The sequence below is a fragment of the Burkholderia sp. BCC0044 genome (assembly GCF_902832955.1).
Classification (GTDB): domain Bacteria; phylum Pseudomonadota; class Gammaproteobacteria; order Burkholderiales; family Burkholderiaceae; genus Burkholderia.
In genome coordinates this window covers 567,411-587,373 of sequence record NZ_CADFDO010000003.1, presented here as the reverse complement: position 1 = coordinate 587,373, position 19,963 = coordinate 567,411, and the positions used below count along the sequence as shown (strand labels likewise).

General features: G+C 67.9%; 24 protein-coding genes. 10 read left to right on the top strand and 14 right to left on the bottom strand.

Going from position 1 to position 19,963, the window contains the following annotated elements; translation table 11 throughout:
- Positions 1–44 precede the first annotated feature (44 nt).
- The 3 genes from HWX14_RS19685 to HWX14_RS19675 all read right to left on the bottom strand — a co-directional run bounded on the left by HWX14_RS19685 (position 45) and on the right by HWX14_RS19675 (position 3,094).
- Positions 45–941, bottom strand: coding sequence for a LysR family transcriptional regulator (locus tag HWX14_RS19685; protein ID WP_175884082.1), 897 nt, complete (start codon positions 939–941; stop codon positions 45–47).
- A gap of 83 nt (positions 942–1,024) precedes the next feature.
- Entirely contained in the window at positions 1,025–1,729 is a 705-nt protein-coding gene (locus HWX14_RS19680; protein WP_175884081.1) for an isochorismatase family protein, read from the bottom strand.
- Between the two features lie 363 nt (positions 1,730–2,092).
- On the bottom strand, positions 2,093–3,094 hold the full coding sequence (locus tag HWX14_RS19675; protein ID WP_175884080.1) for a hypothetical protein: 1,002 nt from the start codon (positions 3,092–3,094) through the stop codon (positions 2,093–2,095).
- Between the two features lie 191 nt (positions 3,095–3,285).
- Between HWX14_RS19675 and HWX14_RS19670 the strand changes: the two genes are divergently transcribed.
- Positions 3,286–4,011, top strand: coding sequence for a class I SAM-dependent methyltransferase (locus HWX14_RS19670; RefSeq protein ID WP_175884079.1), 726 nt, complete (start codon positions 3,286–3,288; stop codon positions 4,009–4,011).
- A gap of 191 nt (positions 4,012–4,202) precedes the next feature.
- Here HWX14_RS19670 and HWX14_RS19665 read toward each other — a convergent pair whose 3' ends face one another.
- Positions 4,203–5,240, bottom strand: coding sequence for an aldo/keto reductase (locus tag HWX14_RS19665; protein WP_175884078.1), 1,038 nt, complete (start codon positions 5,238–5,240; stop codon positions 4,203–4,205).
- 126 nt (positions 5,241–5,366) lie between these two features.
- Here HWX14_RS19665 and HWX14_RS19660 point away from each other — a divergent pair, with 126 nt between their 5' ends.
- From HWX14_RS19660 to HWX14_RS19640, 5 genes are all read left to right on the top strand, one after another.
- Entirely contained in the window at positions 5,367–6,248 is an 882-nt protein-coding gene (locus tag HWX14_RS19660; protein ID WP_175884077.1) for a LysR family transcriptional regulator, read from the top strand.
- A 186-nt stretch (positions 6,249–6,434) separates the two neighbouring features.
- Positions 6,435–6,734: a helix-turn-helix domain-containing protein gene (locus HWX14_RS19655; RefSeq protein ID WP_175884076.1), complete on the top strand. Its 300-nt coding sequence runs from the start codon at positions 6,435–6,437 to the stop codon at positions 6,732–6,734.
- 25 nt (positions 6,735–6,759) lie between these two features.
- Positions 6,760–8,112, top strand: coding sequence for a pyridoxal-dependent decarboxylase (locus tag HWX14_RS19650; protein WP_175884075.1), 1,353 nt, complete (start codon positions 6,760–6,762; stop codon positions 8,110–8,112).
- A 179-nt stretch (positions 8,113–8,291) separates the two neighbouring features.
- Positions 8,292–8,759: a cupin domain-containing protein gene (locus tag HWX14_RS19645; RefSeq protein ID WP_175884074.1), complete on the top strand. Its 468-nt coding sequence runs from the start codon at positions 8,292–8,294 to the stop codon at positions 8,757–8,759.
- Positions 8,760–8,873: 114 nt separating this feature from the next.
- Entirely contained in the window at positions 8,874–9,701 is an 828-nt protein-coding gene (locus HWX14_RS19640) for an SDR family oxidoreductase (RefSeq protein WP_175884073.1), read from the top strand.
- 72 nt (positions 9,702–9,773) lie between these two features.
- Here the strand turns inward: HWX14_RS19640 and surE are convergent, their stop codons facing one another.
- From surE to HWX14_RS19625, 3 genes are all read right to left on the bottom strand, one after another.
- Complete coding sequence (surE, locus tag HWX14_RS19635) at positions 9,774–10,553, bottom strand: 5'/3'-nucleotidase SurE (protein WP_175884072.1); 780 nt, start codon at positions 10,551–10,553, stop codon at positions 9,774–9,776.
- A 191-nt stretch (positions 10,554–10,744) separates the two neighbouring features.
- Entirely contained in the window at positions 10,745–11,053 is a 309-nt protein-coding gene (locus HWX14_RS19630; protein ID WP_175884071.1) for an AzlD family protein, read from the bottom strand.
- Entirely contained in the window at positions 11,046–11,780 is a 735-nt protein-coding gene (locus HWX14_RS19625; RefSeq protein ID WP_175884070.1) for an AzlC family ABC transporter permease, read from the bottom strand. Before HWX14_RS19625 ends, HWX14_RS19630 begins: the two co-directional genes overlap by 8 nt.
- Positions 11,781–11,905: 125 nt before the next feature.
- On the opposite strand from HWX14_RS19625, the gene HWX14_RS19620 reads away from it, so the two are divergent.
- Together HWX14_RS19620 and HWX14_RS19615 are read left to right on the top strand one after the other, a co-directional pair.
- Positions 11,906–12,364 carry an Lrp/AsnC family transcriptional regulator gene (locus HWX14_RS19620; protein WP_006486309.1) on the top strand — a complete coding sequence of 153 codons (459 nt, stop codon included), beginning with the start codon at positions 11,906–11,908 and terminating at the stop codon, positions 12,362–12,364.
- Between the two features lie 225 nt (positions 12,365–12,589).
- On the top strand, positions 12,590–13,159 hold the full coding sequence (locus tag HWX14_RS19615) for a hypothetical protein (protein ID WP_175884069.1): 570 nt from the start codon (positions 12,590–12,592) through the stop codon (positions 13,157–13,159).
- Positions 13,160–13,240: 81 nt separating this feature from the next.
- Here the strand turns inward: HWX14_RS19615 and HWX14_RS19610 are convergent, their stop codons facing one another.
- The 6 genes from HWX14_RS19610 to HWX14_RS19585 all read right to left on the bottom strand — a co-directional run bounded on the left by HWX14_RS19610 (position 13,241) and on the right by HWX14_RS19585 (position 17,099).
- Positions 13,241–13,528 carry a helix-turn-helix transcriptional regulator gene (locus tag HWX14_RS19610; RefSeq protein ID WP_175884068.1) on the bottom strand — a complete coding sequence of 96 codons (288 nt, stop codon included), beginning with the start codon at positions 13,526–13,528 and terminating at the stop codon, positions 13,241–13,243.
- Complete coding sequence (locus HWX14_RS19605; RefSeq protein WP_175884629.1) at positions 13,515–13,856, bottom strand: type II toxin-antitoxin system RelE/ParE family toxin; 342 nt, start codon at positions 13,854–13,856, stop codon at positions 13,515–13,517. Before HWX14_RS19605 ends, HWX14_RS19610 begins: the two co-directional genes overlap by 14 nt.
- Before the next feature lie 214 nt (positions 13,857–14,070).
- Positions 14,071–14,703 (bottom strand): LysE family translocator, encoded by a 633-nt coding sequence (locus tag HWX14_RS19600; RefSeq protein WP_175884067.1) that lies wholly within the window; start codon positions 14,701–14,703, stop codon positions 14,071–14,073.
- Positions 14,704–14,845: 142 nt separating this feature from the next.
- Positions 14,846–15,727 carry a PASTA domain-containing protein gene (locus HWX14_RS19595; RefSeq protein ID WP_175884066.1) on the bottom strand — a complete coding sequence of 294 codons (882 nt, stop codon included), beginning with the start codon at positions 15,725–15,727 and terminating at the stop codon, positions 14,846–14,848.
- A 68-nt stretch (positions 15,728–15,795) separates the two neighbouring features.
- Positions 15,796–16,128, bottom strand: coding sequence for a DUF2322 family protein (locus HWX14_RS19590; RefSeq protein WP_175884065.1), 333 nt, complete (start codon positions 16,126–16,128; stop codon positions 15,796–15,798).
- Between the two features lie 269 nt (positions 16,129–16,397).
- The gene (locus tag HWX14_RS19585; RefSeq protein WP_175884628.1) at positions 16,398–17,099 is read right to left on the bottom strand and encodes a flavin reductase family protein; all 702 of its coding nucleotides are present in this window, start codon (positions 17,097–17,099) and stop codon (positions 16,398–16,400) included.
- Between the two features lie 228 nt (positions 17,100–17,327).
- Between HWX14_RS19585 and HWX14_RS19580 the strand changes: the two genes are divergently transcribed.
- On the top strand, positions 17,328–17,654 hold the full coding sequence (locus tag HWX14_RS19580) for a thioredoxin family protein (protein ID WP_006485487.1): 327 nt from the start codon (positions 17,328–17,330) through the stop codon (positions 17,652–17,654).
- 10 nt (positions 17,655–17,664) lie between these two features.
- Positions 17,665–18,084 (top strand): secondary thiamine-phosphate synthase enzyme YjbQ, encoded by a 420-nt coding sequence (locus HWX14_RS19575; protein WP_175884064.1) that lies wholly within the window; start codon positions 17,665–17,667, stop codon positions 18,082–18,084.
- 58 nt (positions 18,085–18,142) lie between these two features.
- Here HWX14_RS19575 and atsR read toward each other — a convergent pair whose 3' ends face one another.
- On the bottom strand, positions 18,143–19,963 hold the full coding sequence (gene atsR, locus HWX14_RS19570) for a hybrid sensor histidine kinase/response regulator AtsR (RefSeq protein WP_175884063.1): 1,821 nt from the start codon (positions 19,961–19,963) through the stop codon (positions 18,143–18,145).

The window sequence follows — 19,963 nt, the reverse complement described above, 5'->3', positions numbered from 1 at the left end:
CGGAATCACAGTGGCGTGAAGCAAGAGGAGGGCGTGTGCGGCCGTTACGCGTCCGCGCCGTAAAGCGCGGCGACGAAGTCGACGAACGCGCGCACCTTCGGCGGCACATGGCGCGATTTCGGATACAGCGCGTAGTAGCGGCGTTTCGCGAGCGTATGGCCGGGCAGGATCGGGACGAGCCGCCCGTGTGCGATGTCGTTGCACACCGTGTGGTGCGTGAATGCGCCGATGCCGAGCCCGCCGATCGCCGCCGCATGCAGCGCGGTGATCGCGTCGATGCGCAGCGGGCTGTCGAGCCGAATCGTGACGGGGGCGCCGTTCGGCGGGGTGACGCGCCAGCTTGTCCGGTCTTCGCCGCCGCTGTAGGCGAGCAGCTCGTGTTTCGCCAGTTCGGCGGGCGTGCGCGGCAGGCCGCGACGCGCGACATAGTCGGGCGACGCAACGAGAATTTCGTCGGAGATCGCCAGCGTTCTCGCGACGAGATCGGAGTCCGGCAGTGCGCTGCTGATGCGCAGCGCGACGTCGAATCCTTCTCCGATCAGATTGACGAAGCGGTCGCTGCACGACACGTCGAGGCGAATGTCGGGGTATGCGCGGCGGAACGCCGGCAGCCACGCGGGCATTTCCAGCGTGCCGACCGACAGCGGCATGCTGACGCGCAATACGCCCGACGGCTGGCCGGGCGTATCGGTCACGTCTTCCGCCGCCGCCGCGACGCGCTCGAGGATTTCCACGCAGGCGTCGTAATAACGCTCGCCGGCGGGCGTCAGCGAGAAATGGCGCGTGTTGCGGTTGACGAGTTGCACGCCGAGACTCGCTTCGAGCAGCTTCAACTGGCGCGAGACGGTCGAATGGGTCGTGTCGAGGCGCTCGGCCGCAGCCGAGAATCCCTTCGCGTCGACGAGGCTCCGATAGACGCGCATCGCAAGCAGTTGATCCATGTCGGGTTCCGGTTCGCGGAAGAAACGGCGGGCAGTGGCTAGCGCGGCCGCACCCGCTTCGGCGGGCGCGGTGCCGCGGGTGCTCAGCGCAGCGGCAGCGCGAGGATGTCGGCCGTCGTCTTCACGTTGCCGAACGTGTCCTCGATCTCGGCGAGCGCGGCGCGGTGCAGCGTGTCCTTGTCGATCGACTGACCGTTCGCGCGGACGATCGCGCGCGTCGCGGAGGCGTCCGATGCTACCACGACGGTGTAGCCGAGCGGCGCGGCATCACGGGCGGCGCCGGCCACGCATGCGTGCGTCATCAGGCCCGCGATCACCAGCGTCTTGATGCCGTCGGCCTTCAGGCGCTTGTCGATATCGGTGCTCGCGAACACGCTGACCGTTTCCTTCTGCACGACGGTGTCCTTCGCGCGCGGCTTCATCTCCGCAATGAACTCGACGGTTTTGCCGTCGAGCGCGAACACCGCCGAGCCGGCCGGCGCGATGTGCTGGACCTGGTAGACGCGCATGCCGTTGCGATCCGCGAAGTCGATCAGGCGCTTCGCGTTGGCCATTGCCTGCTGAACGTCGGCGATCGGCATCTTGCCGTTCAGGTATTCGTTCTGGAAGTCGATGACGACGAGCGCGGTCGTCTTCGGGTCGAGGTGATCGACCGGCTGCGCGCCGGCCATCGCGCGGATCGTCGGCGTGGCGGGCAGGCTGGACGCGGCTTCGGCGGTCGGCAGTATGGTGGCGGCCGATGCGATGACGGCGTAGCGGGCGAAGTTGCGGATCGAGAATGCAAACATCGGGGGCTCCAGTGGATAAGTTGAGTGGTTCGAACTATAGGGAGATCGACGAGAAATCGCGTCATCGTCAGGGAAACATCACCTGTGCAGGTGGCGAACGAATCGCGCGAGGCCGGCACCGGACGACCCGCGCGCACGTCAGCGCGCTGTCTGCTCGTCAGTGCGTCATGCAATGGTAAAAAGCAGGCCCGTACGGATCATTCGGCCCGGGTTGATTCAGGAAGGGATTCGTGTAGACGGGTCTTACCGTGAGCTGCGCGACGGGCGGCAGCGGAAGCATTGGACGCCGCCACGGCAAGGAGCGGCGCGTTTGTTACGTCATGCGCGGGCGCACCGGAAGCGGAGTGTGTCGTGCCGCCAGCGTCACGAGCCTTTGCCCGACGCCGCTTCACCGAGCCGATACGCGGTAAAGAATTCGTACCACGGCGACCCTTGCGCGGCCGGTACGCCGAGCGCCGCCGTGCGCTGTTTCAGCGCGCCGAATACCTCGTTGATGAGTGCATTCAGCGTTCTGTCGCGGAACGGAACCGATTGCGTCCGCCCCGCGGCGAACGCGCCGTACGCGATCGCCAGCAGGCGTTCGCGGTCGTCCGTGCGCGCGATCGTCGCGTCGATCGTTTCGACGAAGCGCGCCCTGTCCTCATCGCGCGCTGCGGACAGGCACAGGAACACGATCGCCGACAGTTCATGCCGGTCCTTCTCGCGCAGTAGCGCGGGCAGTCGTGCAACGATCCGGTCCACCGGTTCGTCACGCAGCGCATCGCCGAAGTCGAGCACGGCGGTCATCGGGTTCGTGTCCGTTTTCAGGCGGTCGAGCGCAGGCGGGGCCGACGATGCGCCGCCCTGCCCCGCAGCGGGTATGGACCGCAACGCATCGGCCACCTGCTGCGTCCATTCGGGAAAGATCATCCGCACGTTGCCGAACTGCTCGCCGCCTTCCGCGGCCGGATTCCACCGATAGACGATCGTGCCGCCGCGAATGAACGGCGAATACAGGTGCTCGGGCGTTTGCGGCAGCGGCCGCCGGTTGATCGGCAGCCACGCGAGCGTGAGCCAGTCGTAGCGGCCCGTGGCGGGCACGGCAGCGCTCGAACTCGCGACGACCTGCCACGTACCGCGATTCGCATAGCGGCGGCGCGCGTCGGGTACCGGCACGCTCCGGCCTTTCGCGGTGTCGAAATACGTGTTGCCCGTGACGTTCGCGCCGCTGTCGGCCGCCGGCGTGATGGTCGAGATGACCCACGACGCGCCGTCCGCCGACCGGTAGTCGGACAGCTTCAACGTCGCCACGTCGTGCACCATGCGCGTTTCCGCCGCGACGGGGCTGGGCGGGGCATCGGCGGGCGCGGCGAAGATACTCGGCATGGGCTTTCCTCGGAATCGGGTGCGCATCGTCGAGCGGGCGATGCGCGGCGGCGCGGGTGGCGTTCTCGTAACTGTAGAACGCCGTGACCGGAAACGGAAACTGGCCGAATGGGGTAATCGGTGCACGTTGTTCGCGCTTCGGCTTACCATGCGCATCCTGAGCCGACGATGCATACCGGGCGGGAGTACACATGACCGACACGAAAGCCATTACCGAACACTGGACGCGGGTCGCCGACCAATGGATCGACTGGGCCGGCAAGCCGGGCCACGATGCGTTCTGGAAATATCGCGCGGGGCTTGCGGCCTACATCGGTCGCGGCACCGGCGTCGCGCTGGAGATCGGCTGCGGCGAAGGCCGCGTGAGCCGCGAGCTGAAGGCGCTCGGTTACGACGTGACCGCGAGCGACGCGGTGCCTGCGATGCTCGACGCCGCGCGTCACGCGGATTCCGCGCATCGCTATCAACTGGCCGACGCGGCGGCGCTGCCGTTCGACGCGGCCAGCTTCGATCTCGTGATGGCGTACAACGTGCTGATGGATCTCGACGACATGCAGCGTGCGTTGAACGAGGCGCGCCGCGTGCTGAAGCCGGACGGGACGCTGTTCATCTCGATCGTGCATCCGTTCCGCGATCGCGGCGGCTTTGCCGGGCCGCAGCCCGATGCGCCGTTCGTGCTGACGGGCAGCTATTTCGGGCGCGAGCATTTCGACGGCGTGGAAACGCGCGACGGGCTGTCGATGCACTTCGCGGGCTGGTCGCTGCCGCTGCAGGCGTATATGGAGGCGCTGGAGGCGGCCGGGTTCGCGATCGTGTCGCTGCGCGAGCCGCCGCCCGATCATGCGGATACGGATCAGCTCAAGCAGTGGGCGCGCGTGCCGCTGTTTCTGTGGATCAAGGCGCGGCCGCTCGGGTGAGGGCGGCCGGGGGTCGTTTCAGCGGATCGAATTGGGCGAAAAAACGAGTGCGTGGGAATGGTGTCCCTCGGGCGACAGAAATTCACCGGCGGGCCGGTTTTTTGTATCCGCCGGGCTATCAGGTGGGCGGCCGTCACGCAGCGGCGGCACGCGTGCCGGCCTGATGCCCCTGATGCCCGTACCTCGCCGGCTTACCCGCGCATCGGCGGATTGAGTCGCGCGAACGCCGCCTGCCGGCGATACGGGAAGTACGGATACGGCGCTTCCACCGCGCTCGCCGCGTCCAGCTTCGCGACCTGCGCATCGGTCAGCGCCCAGCCGACCGCGCCGAGGTTCTGCCGCAGCTGTTCCTCGTTGCGCGCGCCGACGATCACCGACGACACGGTCGGCCGCTGCAGCAGCCAGTTCAGCGCGATCTGCGGCACCGTCTTGCCGGTCTCTTCCGCGATCGCGTCGAGCGCATCGACCACGTCGTACAGGCGTTCGTCGTCGACCGGCGGCCCGTAGCTGGCCGTTTCATGCAGGCGGCTGCCTTCGGGCAGCGGCGCATTGCGCCGGATCTTGCCGGTGAGCCGGCCCCAGCCGAGCGGGCTCCACACCAGCGCGCCGAGGCCCTGGTCGGCGCCGAGCGGCATCAGGTCCCACTCGTAGTCGCGGCCGACGAGCGAGTAGTACACCTGGTTCGCCACGTAGCGCGACCAGCCGTGCCGGTCGGCCGCCGCGAGCGACTTCATGATCTGCCAGCCGGCGAAGTTCGACACGCCGATATAGCGGAGCTTGCCCGCGCGCACGAGATCGTCGAGCGTCGACATCACTTCCTCCACCGGCGTGCCGGCGTCGAACGCATGCAGTTGCAGCAGGTCGATGTAGTCGGTGTCGAGGCGGCGCAGCGCGTCGTAGACCGCGCGCACCAGCCGTGCGCGCGACGTGCCCGCGTCGTTCGGGCCGTCGCCGGTCGGCAGGCCCGTCTTGGTCGAGATCAGCACCTGGTCGCGACGCCCCTTGAGCGCGGCGCCGAGCACGCGTTCGGACGCGCCGTCGGAATACACGTCGGCCGTGTCGAACAGGTTGACGCCGGCTTCGAGGCAGATGTCGACCAGGCGGCGCGCTTCGTCGACGCCGGTATTGCCCCATGCACTGAACAGCGGGCCGGTGCCGCCGAAGGTGCCCGCGCCGAAGCTCAGGACGGGGACCTTGAGGCCGGAGCGGCCGAGCGTACGGTATTCCATGTGCGTTCCTTTCGTCGTGTGAGCGCGGCGGGGCCGCGCGTCGATCGTCAGGCGACCAATGTACCGTTTGCGACTTTTCCCGATAATCCCGAAGATGACGAAAATATCCTTCGGAAGGAGCGAATAATGCTGCTCGACAATCTCGCGCTGTTCCTGCGCATCGTGGAGAAGGGCGGGCTGGCCGCGGCGGGCCGCGAGGTCGGCCTGTCGCCGGCCACGGTGTCCGAGCGGCTGACGGCGCTCGAGCGTCACTACGGCGCGGCGCTGCTCACGCGCACGACCCGCGCGATCAGCCTGACCGACGAAGGGCGCACGCTGGCGGATGGCGCGCGACGCCTGCTGGCCGAGGCCGACGAACTCGAAAGCCGTGTGCGGCTGGGCGTGCAGACGCTGTCGGGGCCGGTGCGGCTGAGCGCGCCGGCCGATCTCGGGCGCGAGCGCGTCGTACCCATCGTCGACGCGTTTCTGGCCGAGCATCCGGGCGTGACGGTCGACCTGCATCTCGGCGACGGGTATGTCGACCTCGTCGGGCAGGGGCTCGATTTCGCGATCCGCCGCGGCACGCTGGCCGACAGTTCTCTGCGCAGCCGTTCGCTCGGCCGTGCGCGGCGCGTGGTGTGCGCATCGCCCGCGTATCTCGCCGCACACGGCACGCCAATGCACCCGGACGAACTCGCCGCGCACGACTGCATCGTGATGCGCTTCGGCCAGGAGCTGTATGCCGAATGGCCGTTCAGCATCGACGGCGCATTGAAGCGCGTGGTGGTGCGCGGCCGGCGCGTCGCCAACGACGGCGCACTGGTGCGCGCGTGGTGCATCGCGGGGCACGGCGTCGCGCTGAAATCGCTGGTCGACGTCGAACGGGAGCTGGCGTCGGGCGCGCTCGTCGAGGTGCTCGGCGCGTTCTCGCCGGGCGACGTGGATCTGCAGATCGTCTATCCGGGCAGCGCCGCGCAGCCGCGGCGCGTGCGCGCGTTGATCGACAGGCTGGCGGAGGCGCTGGCGTAAAGACACGTTGCTTGCGCCGCCTGCGAGAGGCGGCAACCGCGATCTCGCTGCGATCGCGTGATCGCGTCGAATGCGCGACGGCGCACACTGGCGCGCGGCAGTGCACGCTGAAATCGCCGTTCGAACCCATTGCCCACATTTCGTCATTTAGCTAATATTCAAAACGTCAAACGAAGCCGGACCCCCATGGACGACGTTACCCGCATCAGCGCCTTGGCGAACGAAAGCCGTCTCGCCGTGCTGCGCTGGCTCAAGCAGCCGCGCAAGCATTTCCCGCCGCAGCCGCATGGCGACTTCGATGCGCTCGGCGTGTGCTGCACGTACATCACCGAAAAACTCGGCATCGCGCCGGCCACGACCACGCGCCACATGCGCATCCTCGCGGATGCCGGGCTCGTGCAGGCGACCCGCGTCGGCAAGTTCACGTACTACAAGCGGATCGACGGCGCGCTGCAGCAGCTCGGCCGCGATCTCTCGCAACTCTGATCCTGACCTGACCGAGGCACCCGACATGGACGAACTCGCATTGCTGGCCGACGCCGACCGGCGCGCGCACGCGTATCTGGCCGCAGCGAACGACCGGCGCGCGTTTCCCGACGCGGCAGCACTCGCCGGTCTCGCCGCGTTCGACGAAGCGCTGCCCGATGCGGGCCGCCCGGCCGACGACGTGCTGCGCCTGCTCGACGAGCACGGCACGCCCGCGACCGTCGCGTCGAACGGCCCGAACTACTTCGGCTTCGTGATCGGCGCGACGCTGCCGGCCGCGGCGGCGGCCGAGCGGCTGATGCTCGCGTGGGACCAGTGCGCGTCGTCGTACGCGAACTCGCCGGTGGCCGCGACGCTCGAGCGCCAGGCCGCGCGCTGGGTCGTCGAGGCGCTCGGGCTGCCCGAAGGCAGCGCGGTCGGCTTCGGTACGAGCGCGACGGCCTGCACGCTCGTCGCGCTGGTGGCCGCGCGGCGCGCGCTGCTCGCGCGCAAGGGCTGGGATATCGACGAAGATGGCCTGATCGGCGCGCCGGAAGTAAAAGTCGTGATCTCCGCGCTCGCGCACATCACGGTGAAGAAGGCGCTGCGCGTGCTCGGCTTCGGGTTGAAGCGCATCGTCGTCGCGCCGGTCGATACGCATGGCCGGATCGACCCGGCGCAGTTGCCGCCGCTCGACGACATGACGATCTTCTGCGTGCAGGCCGGCGAAGTGAACACCGGCGAATTCGATCCGTTCGCGGCATTGATTCCGCCCGCGAAGGCGGCCGGGGCGTGGGTTCACGTGGACGGCGCGTTCGGCCTGTGGGCGCGGGCGTCGTCGAAGCGCGCGCTGACGGACGGCATCGACGGCGCGGACAGCTGGACGACCGACGGTCACAAATGGCTCAACACGCCGTACGACGGCGCGATGGTGATCTGCCGCGATGCGGCCGCGCTCGCCACCGCGATGAACAGCGACGCCGTGTACCTGAGCGGCGCGCAGGATGCGCAGAAGAACCTGAACCTCGAATTCTCGCGGCGCGCGCGCGGCATTCCCGTGTGGGCCGCGCTGCGCTCGCTCGGCCGTGCCGGTGTGGCAACGATGGTCGAGCGGCACTGCGCGCAGGCGGCGCGGGTCGCGGACGGCCTGCGCGCGGCCGGCTACGACGTGCTGAACCGCGTCGTGCTGAACCAGGTGCTCGTGCGCGCCGGCACCGACGAGGAAACGGCGGCGATCCTCGAAGCCGCGCAAGCGTCGGGCGACGTGTGGTTCGGCGCGACCGTGTGGCAGGGGCGGCCGGCGTTCCGGATCAGCGTGTCGTCGTGGCGCACCGAGGATGCGCACATCGATCGTCTCGTCGCATTGCTGACGAAGCTGCGTGGTGTGCACGTGGGTTGAGTGTCACGATGTGTCTGAAGTCGAAACGGTTGCGTACGCAACGTTCAGGCATTCGATGAAGTGCAGCGTGCCCGGCGGGGCCCGCGACACGTCCGCAAGCGTGAAAATGTTGGACAATAACCGTCGCGGGCCGCGCCGGCACCGCGTCCAACAGAAGCATTCACGCTTGCGAGATCCCCATGTCGACTCCCTTTCCCCGGGAACTGCTGAAGGCCGCCGATATCGCGAAGATGGAACCGACGCGCGCGGTGCATTCGCTCAATCCCAATGCCGTGCGTCTCAAGCGGCAGCTCAGCGACCTGACCGGCCTGACGCAATTCGGTGTTCACCTGCTCACGCTGATGCCCGGTCACGAATCGGCCGAATATCACCGTCACCTGTACGAAGAGGAATTCGTGTACGTGCTGTCCGGCACCGGCTCGGTGACGATCGGCGAGCGCGCCAGTGAAATCGGGCCCGGCGATTTCATCGGTTTTCCGCGCGGCGGCGAAGCGCATACGGTGCAGAACACCGGCGATGCGCCGCTGGAGCTGCTCGTCGGCGGGCAGCGGCTCGAGCACGACGTGTGCGAATACCCGCGAATCGGCAAGCGGCTGTATATCGCGGGCGAGCTCGAGGAGTATGTCGAGCTGCCGAAACAGCCGTGACGGCCGATTGCGCGTCATCCTCGGCGGAGGCCGCTCGGCCAATAAGCATGAATTCGCTTCTCGCGACCCTGGCGCGCTTATGATGCGGGAACGCCACTGACAGGGTTCCACGCCATGGACGCGCCGCTGCCGCCGATGTCTGCCCCGATTGCCGAAACCGAAACCGCTCCTGAAACCGAAGCCGCCGGCGAGCCGCGCGCGTCGCGCCTGCACCGGCCGGTCGCGCTCGTCACCGGCTCGACGTCGGGGATCGGGGCGGCCGTCGCGCGCCGCCTCGCGGCCGACGGCTACGCGGTGATCCTGCATTCGCGCAACTCGGCCGACACCGGGCGTGCGATGGCGCGCGAACTCGGCGGCGCGTACGTGCAGGCCGATCTCGCCGACGATACCGAACGCGTGCGGCTGATCCGCGACGCGCTCGCGGTGCACGGGCGGCTCGACGTGCTCGTCAACAATGCGGGCGTCAGCCGCGTGATTCCGCATGACGACCTCGCGGCGGCCACCCCCGACGTGTGGCGCGAGCTGCATGAAATCAACGTGATCGCGCCGTTCCGGCTGGTGGCCGAAGCGGAGGCCGCGCTGCGCGAGTCGGCGTCGCACGGGCGGGCCGGGTGTGTCGTGAACGTCAGCTCGCATGCGGGCGTGCGGCCGAAGGGCGCGTCGATTCCGTATGCGGCCGCGAAGGCCGCGCTCAATCACACGACGCGGCTGCTCGCCCGTACGCTCGCGCCGGCGATTCGCGTCAATGCGGTTGCGCCGGGGCTCGTCGATACGCCGCTGACCGCCGACTGGACGGACGCGCAGCAGCTCTGGCGCGAGCGCGCGCCGATGCGTCGCGCGGCGACGCCGGACGATATCGCGCAGACGGTCGCGATGCTCGTCGCGTCCGATTACGTGACGGGCGAGATCGTGATGCTCGACGGCGGGTTGAATCTGACGTGATGCGATGAGGCAGTAAGGCGGCGCGCGGGTATCGCGTGCGCCACCGCCGAGGCCATTCGACGAAGCGCTCGATCAGCCGAGGTTCGACCGCAGCCGCGCGAGCGCTTGATCGTGCGTGCGCTCGAACTTCAGCGGCGTGACCGAGATATACCCTTCACCGAGCGCGACCGTTTCCGAATCCGCGTCGTCGTCGCGCGGTGCGCGCGCGAGCTTCAGCCAGTGATAGTCGATCTCGCGCGGATCGCGTCCCGACACGATCTCGACGCCCTGCAGCGTGCCGGCGCCCTGGTTCGTCACCTTCAGGCCGCGCACGTCGTCGGCCGGCCGCGGCGGGAAATTCACGTTGAGGCACGCGTCGTTGTCCCAGCCGGCCGCGACGAGCCGGCGGATCACGTCCGGCGCATGCGCGAGCGCGGTGCCCCACGGCACCGCGTTGCGATCGATGAAGGCCTGGCTCAGCGCGATGGCCGGCACGCCGACCAGCATGCTCGTCATCGCCGCGCCGACCGTGCCGGAAAACACCGTTTCGGTGCCGAGGTTCGCGCCGCGATTCACGCCGGACAGCACGACGTCGGGCCGCGCGCCCTTCATCAGGTGGCTGACCGCGATCGCGACGCAGTCGCCCGGCGTGCCGCGCACCGCGAAGCGGCGCTCGCCCTTGCGATGCACGCGCAGCGGTTCGTGCAGGCTCAGCGAATGCGACGTGCCGCTCTGGTCCTCGGCTGGCGCTACGATCCACACTTCGCGCGCGAGTTGCGTGGCGACCTGTTCGAGTATGTCGAGGCCGGGAGCGTCGAATCCGTCGTCGTTGGTGAGCAGGACACGGTCGAACAGCGGGCGGGTTGCTTGCATCGGGACGATCCTCGTGAAGGGCAATGAGAGGGGAAGTGCGGCGTGGCGCAAGCCACAAGGCTAGCACTCCGGCGCGAGGATCGTCGTGTCGCGCTGATGGCGCCGGTCGGCGCGAACGTGAAAACGGGCGCATCGGGCGCCCGTTCGTCGTGTCGTGAAATGTGCCTGCCGGCGCGGCAGTCCGGACCTGCTCAGCCGAGCAGGTAGCGCAGCAGGCCGGCCGACGCGACGCCGACGATGACCGTCGGCAGGATCGACAGGCGCGTCGCCGCGAGCAGCGTGATCGCGAGCGCGAACAGGTCGGCGGGGCGCGTCGACACGAAGGCCGGCGCGATCACCGAGATCAGCACGCAGCCCGGCACGTTCTCCATCACCGACGCCATCCGCGGGCTCAGCGTGCGATTGCGCAGCAGCACGTAGCCGAGAATGCGCGACAGGTAGGTGGTCGACGCCATCAGCACGATCGTCGCGACCGTGCCGAAATCCGGAAGCTCAGGCATCGCGCGGCTCCCACAGCAGCGCGGCGATCAGCCCCGCGCAGGCGCCGGCCGCGACATACCACGCGCCGGGCAGCGCGAGATGGGTGGCCGCCGCGACGACGAGGCTCACGAACCACGGGCGGCTCGCGCGCACCCCTTTCCACATCCCGCGCAGCAGCACCAGAAACACGGCCGTGAACGCCATGTCGAAGCCGTACTGTTCGACGTCGCCGATCGTCGGGCCGACCGCCGCGCCGAGGGTGGTCATCGAGATCCACGTCAGGTAGAGCCCGATGCAGATGCCCGCGTAATAGGGCACGCTGATGTGCGTGGCCGAGCGCTCGCGCGCGTCGGCGAGCGACATCGCCCAGCTCTCGTCGCACATGAAGAACAGCGCGACGAACGCACGGCGGCGCGGCAGGCGGCGGATATACGGCTCGAACGCGGCGCCCATCAGGATGTGGCGCGAATTCACGAGGAACGACATCGCGACGATCAGCGCGATGTGCGGCGGCGACGTCCACAGGTGGATCGCCGCGAATTCGGAGCCGCCGCCGAAGTTCAGGCCCGTCATCATCGGCACCTCGAACAGGCTCAGCCCTTTCTGCGCGGCCTGCGCGCCCAGCACCAGCGCGAACGGCATGAAACCCAGCATGACGGGCAGCGCCGCGCGCAAACCGCGGCCCATCTCGGCGACATAGGCGGGCCTGTCGCGAAGCCCGGACGACGTTGAAACGCTACTGCTCATTACTCCTCCTTCGGGGGAGGAATTGTCTGCTTTTTTGACTCGAATCGGGTTGCGTTGTCGCCAGATTTTTCTCAGAATTTGGCATTGAACGTGTGATATGAGAATTTTTTGGAATTGGATGCCAAATGAAACTTGACGCTATCGACCGCCGGATCCTGAGCGCGCTGCAGCGCGACGGCCGCATGCAGAACGTGGAGCTCGCGCACGAGGTCGGGCTGTCGCCGTCCCCGTGCCTGCGGCGCGTGCGGCTGCTCGAGGAAGCCGGCGTGATCGAGAAATACGTGGCCGTGCTGAATCCGGCGAAGGTCGGCAAGGGGCTGACGATCTTCACGCGCGTGTGGCTGAAGGGGCAGGACGCGGAATCGGTGAACCGTTTCGCCGAGGCCGTCCAGCAGATGCCGGAAGTGGTCGAATGCCACCTGATGGCCGGCGACTGCGATTTCCTGCTGCGCGTCGTCGCGGCCGACATCGACGATTACCGGCGCTTCCAGATGGAATACCTGACGCGCATTCCCGGCGTGCTGAGCGTGAAGACCGACATTCCGATGCAGAAGGTGAAGCTCACGTCGGCGCTGCCGACCTGAAGCGGGGCGGCCGCGCGGCGGCGCGTCGACGAACGGTCATGGCGCGGTGACAATCGCCCGATACACTGGTGAGGTGAGCTACGCCGAACGTCTTGCCGCGCGGTCGCGCACAGTTCGATGTGCAAGCAACTAACGGTCAATGCCGATGCGATCGGCCAAGCGGCGCTGCGTGGCGCGCCGGGGTCACGCGTCGACGCGAATGCGTTTTTTCCTGTCGAGCCCTACATGCAGCCATTCAATACGCCGTGGAATTCGCTGGAAATCGTCAAGCTCGTGCTCGGCGTGCTGACGCCGTTGTCGGTCGCCTGTCTCGGCTGGCTCGTCGCGCGCCGGCTGAAGCGGCTCGAACTCGTGCAGTGGACCAACCAGCGGCTGATCGAGAAGCGGCTCGCGCTGTACGACGCGGTCGCGCCGCAGCTCAATGCGCTGCTGTGCTTCTACACGTGGATCGGCTACTGGAAGGACATCTCGCCGGACGACGTGATCCGCGCGAAGCGCGACCTCGACCGCACGTTCCACATCTACCGCTACCTGTTCGACGACGACGTGTACGACGCGTATCACACGTTCATCCACGCGCTGTTCGAGATGCATACGGGGCCGGGCCGCGACGCACGGATCCGCTCGCTGATCCACGCGCCCGACGGCGACCGCAGCGTGCACGGTTCGTATGAATGGAAGCCGGCGTGGTCCGAGCGTTTCGCGACCGCGAATATCGTGCCGAAGGACGACGTGCTGCGGCATTACACGCGGTTGATGGAGCGGCTGCGCGTGGCGCTGGGGGCGACGCGCTGAAGGCTTCGGCGCTCGGGCGCCTCGCGCGCGTGCCGGTATCGAAATCCGGCATGGAAGCCGACCGTTTCGAGCGCGCGTGATTCAGGCGAACGAGATCAGGAGCGTCTTGCCGCAAGCCGCCGCATACTTGCGCAGCGTATCGATGGACGGGGAATGCTGCCCGGTGGCGAGCGCGCGCTCGAGTCGCGTAATGGCGGGTGCTTTCGTGCCCATACGTTCCGCCACATCGGCTTGCGACAAGCCGGCCTCTCGCCGCGCCGCCAGCATCGCGTCGAGCAGCGCGAATTCCTCGCGATTCAATCGTTCGTATTCCCTGCGCACCGCGGGGTCGGCCAATGCCCGCTCGCGTAGTTCCTTATAGGTTGCCATCTCGAACCTCCTTCAATCGACGACGCGCGATTTCCAGTTCCTTCGGCGGCGTCCTTGGCGTCTTCTTCACGAAACAGTGGAGCATGACGATACGCCGCTCGACGATCGCGCAGTAAAACACTCGGGCAATACCTTCTGCGCCTTTCAAGCGCATTTCGTACAGGCCGTTTCCCATCGATCGGGAATGGGGTTCCCCGAGATTCGGGCCGTACCGTTCCATGCGGTCAGCGAGTGCAAAGTACCGGGCAAGCAGGGTCGTCGGCAACGACGCTACGCCCACCGCTACACGCTCATTGAAGAACTGGATCTCATAACCGTGAGTCGGTATAGTAACAAATATGTTATGTCGATACAAGAACGGCGACCGACCGCAGGCGCGGACACAGGCGGTGAGTCAGACGTGAGGGGAGTTCGCGACCGTATTTCTTCGGTCGGAGAGATTGGTGACGATATGCGGACCCGAGCGCTCTCGGGACATCCGGGCCCGGCAAGCAGCGCGATTCGGTGTCGGGATGGACCGGGTACTACGGAATGCGACGGGGTTAGTCCCGCCCCGCCACCGCGAGCCGCGCCGCCAGCCCCACGAACACCGACCCGAGCAGATACTGCGGCACCTTCGACGGCCGACGGCGCGCGCCGATCCGCTGGCTCAGCCGGCTCGCGGAGAGAATCACCGCGCCGTTCACGACGATCCCGATCAGGTTCAGCACCGTCGCGAGCACGAGAATCTGCACGGCGATCGAACCGTGTTCGGGCCGCACGAACTGCGGGAACAGCGCGAGCACGAACAGCGCCATCTTCGGGTTCAGCAGGTTCGTCGTCAGCCCCTGGCGGAAGATCGCCGCGGTCGAGCGGCGACGTTGCGACGCGACGGGCGACAGCGCGGTCGCCTCCGAACGGAACGTCTTCCAGGCGAGATACAGCAGATACGCGGCGCCCGCGAAACGCACCGCGTCGTACGCGAGCGGCACCGCGACGAAGAGCTGCGACAGACCGAGCGCGGCCGCGAGCGCGTGGCAGTAGGTGCCGGCCTGAATGCCCGCGAGCGTCGCGAAGCCGGCGCGCCGCCCCTGGCTCACGCTGCGCGACGCGATCAGCAACATGTCCGGGCCGGGCGTGACGGTCAGCGCGAGACACGCGCCGGAGAACAGCGCGAGCGTGGAGAGGTCGACCATGGCAGTCCCTTTTGCTGGTGCGGCGTAAAAGGGAACCCAGTTTAGGAGGGCGTGCGAGGCCGGTCAATCGAGCGAACGGACGATGGCCGGACGGCACGGATCGCCTGACGCCTGCATCGCGCATGCGCGGCCGGCACACTACTCACTGTTTGCGACAGGCGACCTGATAGTCGATCACGGTATTCGCGGCAGGCCGGTCCGGCTCGCCGCCCACCGTCGTCACGCCGAGCACGCCGGCCGCATTCCGGTAGCGCAGCGCGCAATACCCCATCCCGGTGCCCGAACACGCTTCGGCTTCGATGATGCCGTGCTTCGCGAGCGTCGCCGCGCCGTCCAGCGCATCCGGTTTCTCGCGCGGACGCAGCGGCTGCCAGCCATGCGCGATCAGTATCTTGCGTGCCGCATCGAGCGGTTTGCCGTACACGTTCGGCACGACCGCGCGGCCGTCGCAGTGAGTGCTTTCGGCGGCGACGCGGGTCAGCCTCAGGCCGCCATTTTCTTCGTGCAACTCGCCGACCGGCGGCGCCGGGCCGTCGCCGCCCCAGATCAGCAGCGCGCCGCTTTCCAGCCGATCGGCCGAGCCGAGTTGCCAGCCGGCCTGATGTGCGGTGTAGCCGAGCGCAACGAGCGTCGTGCCGTCGAATACGCCGATATTGCCGTTGCGCGCGAAGCAGATCGCGCTCGTGCCGGCGCTGAATCCGCTCGCGAACGTGACAACCGTGTAGCGCCCGAGCGGTGCGTCGGACGTCACGATCCAGTTGCGCTGCGCGACTTCCCGGCCGGCCGCTGAAGTGGTTTTCGCCCGATATTGCGCGCAAAACGGGTCGAGCGAACCGTTCTCCGGCGAACGCGGCAGCACGCCGAGCGGTACCAGCGACGCGCCGGCGATCTCGGAGGCCGTCCGCGGCGTATCGGGCGAGGCCCAGGCCGAGGCCGTGCCGCCGGGCGCGGCGCACGCAATGGCTGCGACCGCAGCGACAGAGACGAAGCGGCGGCCTGGCAGCAGGGCGATCGGGCGGAACACGCGGTGGGTCTCCGGAGAAAAGAACACGGACACGACGATCGCGGGATGTCGCGCGTGTCGCGGCCGACTCAGCCGTTCGCGACGACGTCGATCCGCAGCGCATCGCCGCCCGCGACGATCGCGAGCAGACGATCGACGTTCGGGTGCGCACCCGGACGATTGCGTGCGTCGGCCGTATGCTCGGCGAACACCGCGAGGCCGTGTTCGGCCGCGTTCGCGTCGAGCGTGCCGAACGCCTGCTTCAGATAGTGGTACACCGCGAGCGAGCCCTGCTTGCCCGGCTGGTTCTCGATGGTCGCGACCACGTCGCCGTTCGCGCCGACGAGATCGATGCGCGCGATGCCGTCGATGGCCGGCAGTTGCGCGAGGTTGTCCTTGAATACTTGGGTCGGTTGAATCACTGAAAACACTCCGTCGGTTCGGTCATGGGCCAAGGTGCGTGGCCGGCCGTATCTTATCCGATCGGCTTCGGCGCGCCGGCCCGCGTGCCGGTGCGGGCCGTGCGCCGCCACGCGAGCGCCGCGCGCTGCCCGTCAACATCGCGACTCTCAGCCCGGCCGCACCGCCGCACGCGTCGTCCAGCGCGCCCGGCATCGCCACGCCGAATACCGCGCCGATCATCTGCATCACGTGTGTCAGCGATGCCGCCGTGCTGGCGCTTGCGGCGTCGTCACCGTCCGGTACCGATCATCACGCCCGCCTCGCGCGAGCGCTCGATATCGGGGCTGCGATACGCGTGCTCGGGAATGTCGGCGAGCCGCGATGCATGCACCTGTCGCGGCGCCAGCCCGTAGAACTTCTGGAAGCTCATGATCAGCGGCGACCATTTGTCCGGATCGATGCGGTCGGGCTGACCGTCCATCAGCAGGTCGGGATGCGCGTGCACGCGCTGGATGCGTACCTCGAACACACGGATACGGCCGCGCAGGTCCGGCATGTCGTCGCCGATCCCATGCGTGGTCGCGACGACCGCTTCCATATGCACCGGACATTCGAGCGCGCGCGGCGGCGCGACCGTTTGCGACGCGGCCTCGGTGAACCCGGCCGTGCCGAACTTGTCGGGTTCGAATATGTAGCCTTTCGCGCGCTTGCCGTCGGGCACCGGATACGTGCCCGTCGTGCGCGCGATCCGGTCCACCGCGTCCGCCTGCGCGGACGACGGCAGGTTCAGCACGCATTCGCCGGTGCGCAGCAGGTTGCGGGTGGTCTGCGAGCTGGCGGCGATGCCGATCACGCCGCGCCAGCCGAGCCAGAACGCGGACGAGATCGGTGCGAGATTGGCCGTGCCGTTTTCGTTCAGCGTGCTGACCAGCACGACGGGCGTGCCGAAGTAGAGGATGTTCGGTTCGGTGACGCAATGTGGCGCATTCATGTCGAGTCCTTCGTTGACGGGATCGGTTCTCATGCTGATCCCGTCGCGGCGGCGCGACGCTCCGAATCTTGTCGTGTCATTCCGAACGGTACGCAAAGAGGCGCCGGCGCCGCGCCGGACCGAGCCGGCAACGCATGGGCTTTTCCGCTACAGTAAGAAATCGAAGACTGCACCCGCCCGCCTCGCACCGGCGCGCAGTCCCATTCCGCCAACGCACACGAGGGCCTGATGGACACCGAGCAACGCTACACCGCCAACGCGCCGACCCGCGCGGAAGTCGACGCACTGGGCGGCGCAACCGTCATCGAATTCGGCGCGAACTGGTGCGGGATCTGCGCAGGCGCGCAGCCCGCGATCACGGCGTCGTTCTCCGCGCATCCAGCCGTGCGGCACCTGAAGATCGAGGACGGCCCCGGCCGTCCGCTCGGTCGCTCGTTCGGCGTGAAGCTGTGGCCGACGCTGGTATTCCTGCGCGATGGGGTCGAAGTCGCGCGCGTCGTGCGCCCCGCCGACGCGAAGCAGATCGAAGCCGACGGCTTCGCCGCGCTGGCCTGAGGTCATGGCGATGCAACAGGCCATCACGCACGTCGGCGTCGATACGCGCGGCAGCGGCCTCGTCGAAGTCACGCCGCAGGTGCGCGCGTTCGTCGATCAGCAGGCGATCCGCACCGGCCTGCTCACCGTGTTCTGCCGCCATACGTCGGCGTCGCTGCTGATCCAGGAGAACGCGGATCCGTCGGTGCAGCGCGACATCGAACGCTATTTCGCGACGCTCGCGCCCGAGGACGACACGCGCTACGAGCACGACACCGAAGGCGCCGACGACATGCCCGCGCATCTGCGCACGGCGCTCACGCAGGTGCAGTTGTCGATTCCGGTCGAGCACGGGCGCATGGTGCTCGGCACGTGGCAGGGGATCTATCTGTTCGAGCATCGCCGCGCGGCGCACCGGCGCGACATCGTGCTGCATCTGATCGGCGAGTAGGCACGCAGGCGCGTAGCCGGGCAAGCGAAGAACGCGCGACGCCGCGCCGGCGCGCGGTTCAGGCGAGCAGCTTCTCGACGAGCGCGCCGAGTTCGCGCAGGTGAACCGGCTTCGGCAGGAACGCGTCGAACACCCGCTTGTTCTCGCGCAACGCGGCCGATTCATACGCACTGACGCCGAGGATCGCCGGATGCCGGCCGTCGTCGCCGGGTTGCGCCACCGCGCGAATGCGCCGCGCCACATCGAATCCGCTCAGGTCCGGCAGTTCGAGATCGAGCACGACGAGGTCGTAGCGGCCCGTACCGAAGCGCGCGACGCCTTCCTGGCCGGTGCCGCACAGATCGGCGTCGATGCCGAGCGCCGACAGCATCGCGCCGAGCGTCTCGCGCGCGTTGTCGTTGTCGTCGACCACCAGCGCGCGCCGGTCGCGGTGCGCCGGCACGGGCGACAGCGCGAGCACGTCGCCGGCCGCGGTGCCGGCCGTATCGACGGCGGGCACTTCGACGGGCAGCGTCACGACGAACTCGCTGCCTTCGCCCACCACGCTGCGCACATCCACATGCCCGCGCAGCGTCGTCACGATTTCGCGCACGACCGCGAGCCCCATCCCGATTCCGTCCACGTGCAGCCCGACCGCATCGTTCGCGCGATAGAACGGCTCGAAGATCTTCGACAGATGCTGCTTCGCGATGCCGGCGCCGGTGTCGCGCACGGCGATCTTCACTTGCTGGCCGGCCGGCGCGTCGGCGAGCGTGATCGCCACGTTGATCGAGCCGCCGAGCGTGTACTTGACCGAGTTCTCGATCAGGTTCGACAGCACCTGCCGCAGCAGCTTGCGATCGGAGCGGATCGCGAGGCCGGGCGGCTCGACGCGCTGCGTGACCGTGATCCGTTTCGTCACGATCCGCTCGCGCAGCGGTTCGAGCACTTCGGCCAGCAGCGGCGCGATGCCGACGGTATCCAGTTCGGCGACGCGTTTCGTCGAGCGCAGCTTGATGTAGTCGGTGAGGTCCTTGACGAGCGCTTCCAGCGACAGCGCGGAGTTCTGCAGCCGCCGGATCGTCTTCAGGTTCGCATCGGACTGCGGGCGGGCCAGCAGGATCTCGATCGATCCGCAGATCGCCTGCAATGGCGTACGGAGTTCGTGGCTGACCATCCCGAGGAACGCGTTCTTCGCCTCGATCATCTCGAACGCGCGGTCGGACGCCTTGCGTTCCGCGTCGAGCGCCGCGTTTTGCCGTTCGAGCAGGCCGTCGCGCGTGCGCATCGTATAGAACAGCAGCAGGAACAGCGCGCACAGGATCACGCCGAGCACGATGCCGAGGGTCAGGATCGCGCGCTGCTTTTCCTTCAATTGATGAAACGTGAAATCGCGCTGCGCCATTTCGATCGCGCGGAAGTAGTTCGCGAGGCCGTTGACCTTCGGCCAGTACGCATTGACTTCGTCGATCACCTGCCGTGCCTGCTTCGGCGAATCGCGCAGCAACGGCACCTCGCGTTTCAGGCGCGTCATGAATTCGCCGAGCGCGTCGATCTCGTTGCGCGCGCGCGGGATGCGCAGCCAGTATTGGGACACTTCCGACGGCCGCTGCAGGAACCCGAACGACACCGACAGGCTGTCGAGCTGCATCTGCACGTGAGCGAAATCGTCGTCCTCGCGCGTCGCGTAGAGAATCAGCTGCCGGTCGAAGCGCGTGTAGACGTTGCGGTATTGCGCGGCGGTCCAGAACACGCCTTCGCGCGGCCCCTCGAGCACGCCCTCGTTGACCGAGGTGGCGAGGAGATCCCACAGCAGGAACGCCCACGCGGCGAAGCCCATGATCCACAGCGAGCCGAGGACCAGGATGATTTTTCTATTTTTCCATCGCCGCCGCGTCAT

What these genes read in the sequence shown, in the direction of transcription:
- surE (WP_175884072.1), bottom strand. Translation starts at nt 10,553, where the DNA reads ATGCAAGCAACCCGCCCGCTGTTCGACCGTGTCCTGCTCACCAACGAC.
- HWX14_RS19625 (WP_175884070.1), bottom strand. Translation starts at nt 11,780, where the DNA reads ATGAGCAGTAGCGTTTCAACGTCGTCCGGGCTTCGCGACAGGCCCGCC.
- HWX14_RS19650 (WP_175884075.1), top strand. Translation starts at nt 6,760, where the DNA reads ATGGACGAACTCGCATTGCTGGCCGACGCCGACCGGCGCGCGCACGCG.
- HWX14_RS19660 (WP_175884077.1), top strand. Translation starts at nt 5,367, where the DNA reads ATGCTGCTCGACAATCTCGCGCTGTTCCTGCGCATCGTGGAGAAGGGC.
- HWX14_RS19610 (WP_175884068.1), bottom strand. Translation starts at nt 13,528, where the DNA reads ATGGCAACCTATAAGGAACTACGCGAGCGGGCATTGGCCGACCCCGCG.
- HWX14_RS19655 (WP_175884076.1), top strand. Translation starts at nt 6,435, where the DNA reads ATGGACGACGTTACCCGCATCAGCGCCTTGGCGAACGAAAGCCGTCTC.
- HWX14_RS19585 (WP_175884628.1), bottom strand. Translation starts at nt 17,099, where the DNA reads ATGAATGCGCCACATTGCGTCACCGAACCGAACATCCTCTACTTCGGC.
- HWX14_RS19615 (WP_175884069.1), top strand. Translation starts at nt 12,590, where the DNA reads ATGCAGCCATTCAATACGCCGTGGAATTCGCTGGAAATCGTCAAGCTC.
- HWX14_RS19680 (WP_175884081.1), bottom strand. Translation starts at nt 1,729, where the DNA reads ATGTTTGCATTCTCGATCCGCAACTTCGCCCGCTACGCCGTCATCGCA.
- HWX14_RS19645 (WP_175884074.1), top strand. Translation starts at nt 8,292, where the DNA reads ATGTCGACTCCCTTTCCCCGGGAACTGCTGAAGGCCGCCGATATCGCG.
- atsR (WP_175884063.1), bottom strand. Translation starts at nt 19,963, where the DNA reads ATGACGCGGCGGCGATGGAAAAATAGAAAAATCATCCTGGTCCTCGGC.
- HWX14_RS19620 (WP_006486309.1), top strand. Translation starts at nt 11,906, where the DNA reads ATGAAACTTGACGCTATCGACCGCCGGATCCTGAGCGCGCTGCAGCGC.
- HWX14_RS19670 (WP_175884079.1), top strand. Translation starts at nt 3,286, where the DNA reads ATGACCGACACGAAAGCCATTACCGAACACTGGACGCGGGTCGCCGAC.
- HWX14_RS19675 (WP_175884080.1), bottom strand. Translation starts at nt 3,094, where the DNA reads ATGCCGAGTATCTTCGCCGCGCCCGCCGATGCCCCGCCCAGCCCCGTC.
- HWX14_RS19580 (WP_006485487.1), top strand. Translation starts at nt 17,328, where the DNA reads ATGGACACCGAGCAACGCTACACCGCCAACGCGCCGACCCGCGCGGAA.
- HWX14_RS19640 (WP_175884073.1), top strand. Translation starts at nt 8,874, where the DNA reads ATGGACGCGCCGCTGCCGCCGATGTCTGCCCCGATTGCCGAAACCGAA.
- HWX14_RS19665 (WP_175884078.1), bottom strand. Translation starts at nt 5,240, where the DNA reads ATGGAATACCGTACGCTCGGCCGCTCCGGCCTCAAGGTCCCCGTCCTG.
- HWX14_RS19630 (WP_175884071.1), bottom strand. Translation starts at nt 11,053, where the DNA reads ATGCCTGAGCTTCCGGATTTCGGCACGGTCGCGACGATCGTGCTGATG.
- HWX14_RS19685 (WP_175884082.1), bottom strand. Translation starts at nt 941, where the DNA reads ATGGATCAACTGCTTGCGATGCGCGTCTATCGGAGCCTCGTCGACGCG.
- HWX14_RS19600 (WP_175884067.1), bottom strand. Translation starts at nt 14,703, where the DNA reads ATGGTCGACCTCTCCACGCTCGCGCTGTTCTCCGGCGCGTGTCTCGCG.
- HWX14_RS19575 (WP_175884064.1), top strand. Translation starts at nt 17,665, where the DNA reads ATGCAACAGGCCATCACGCACGTCGGCGTCGATACGCGCGGCAGCGGC.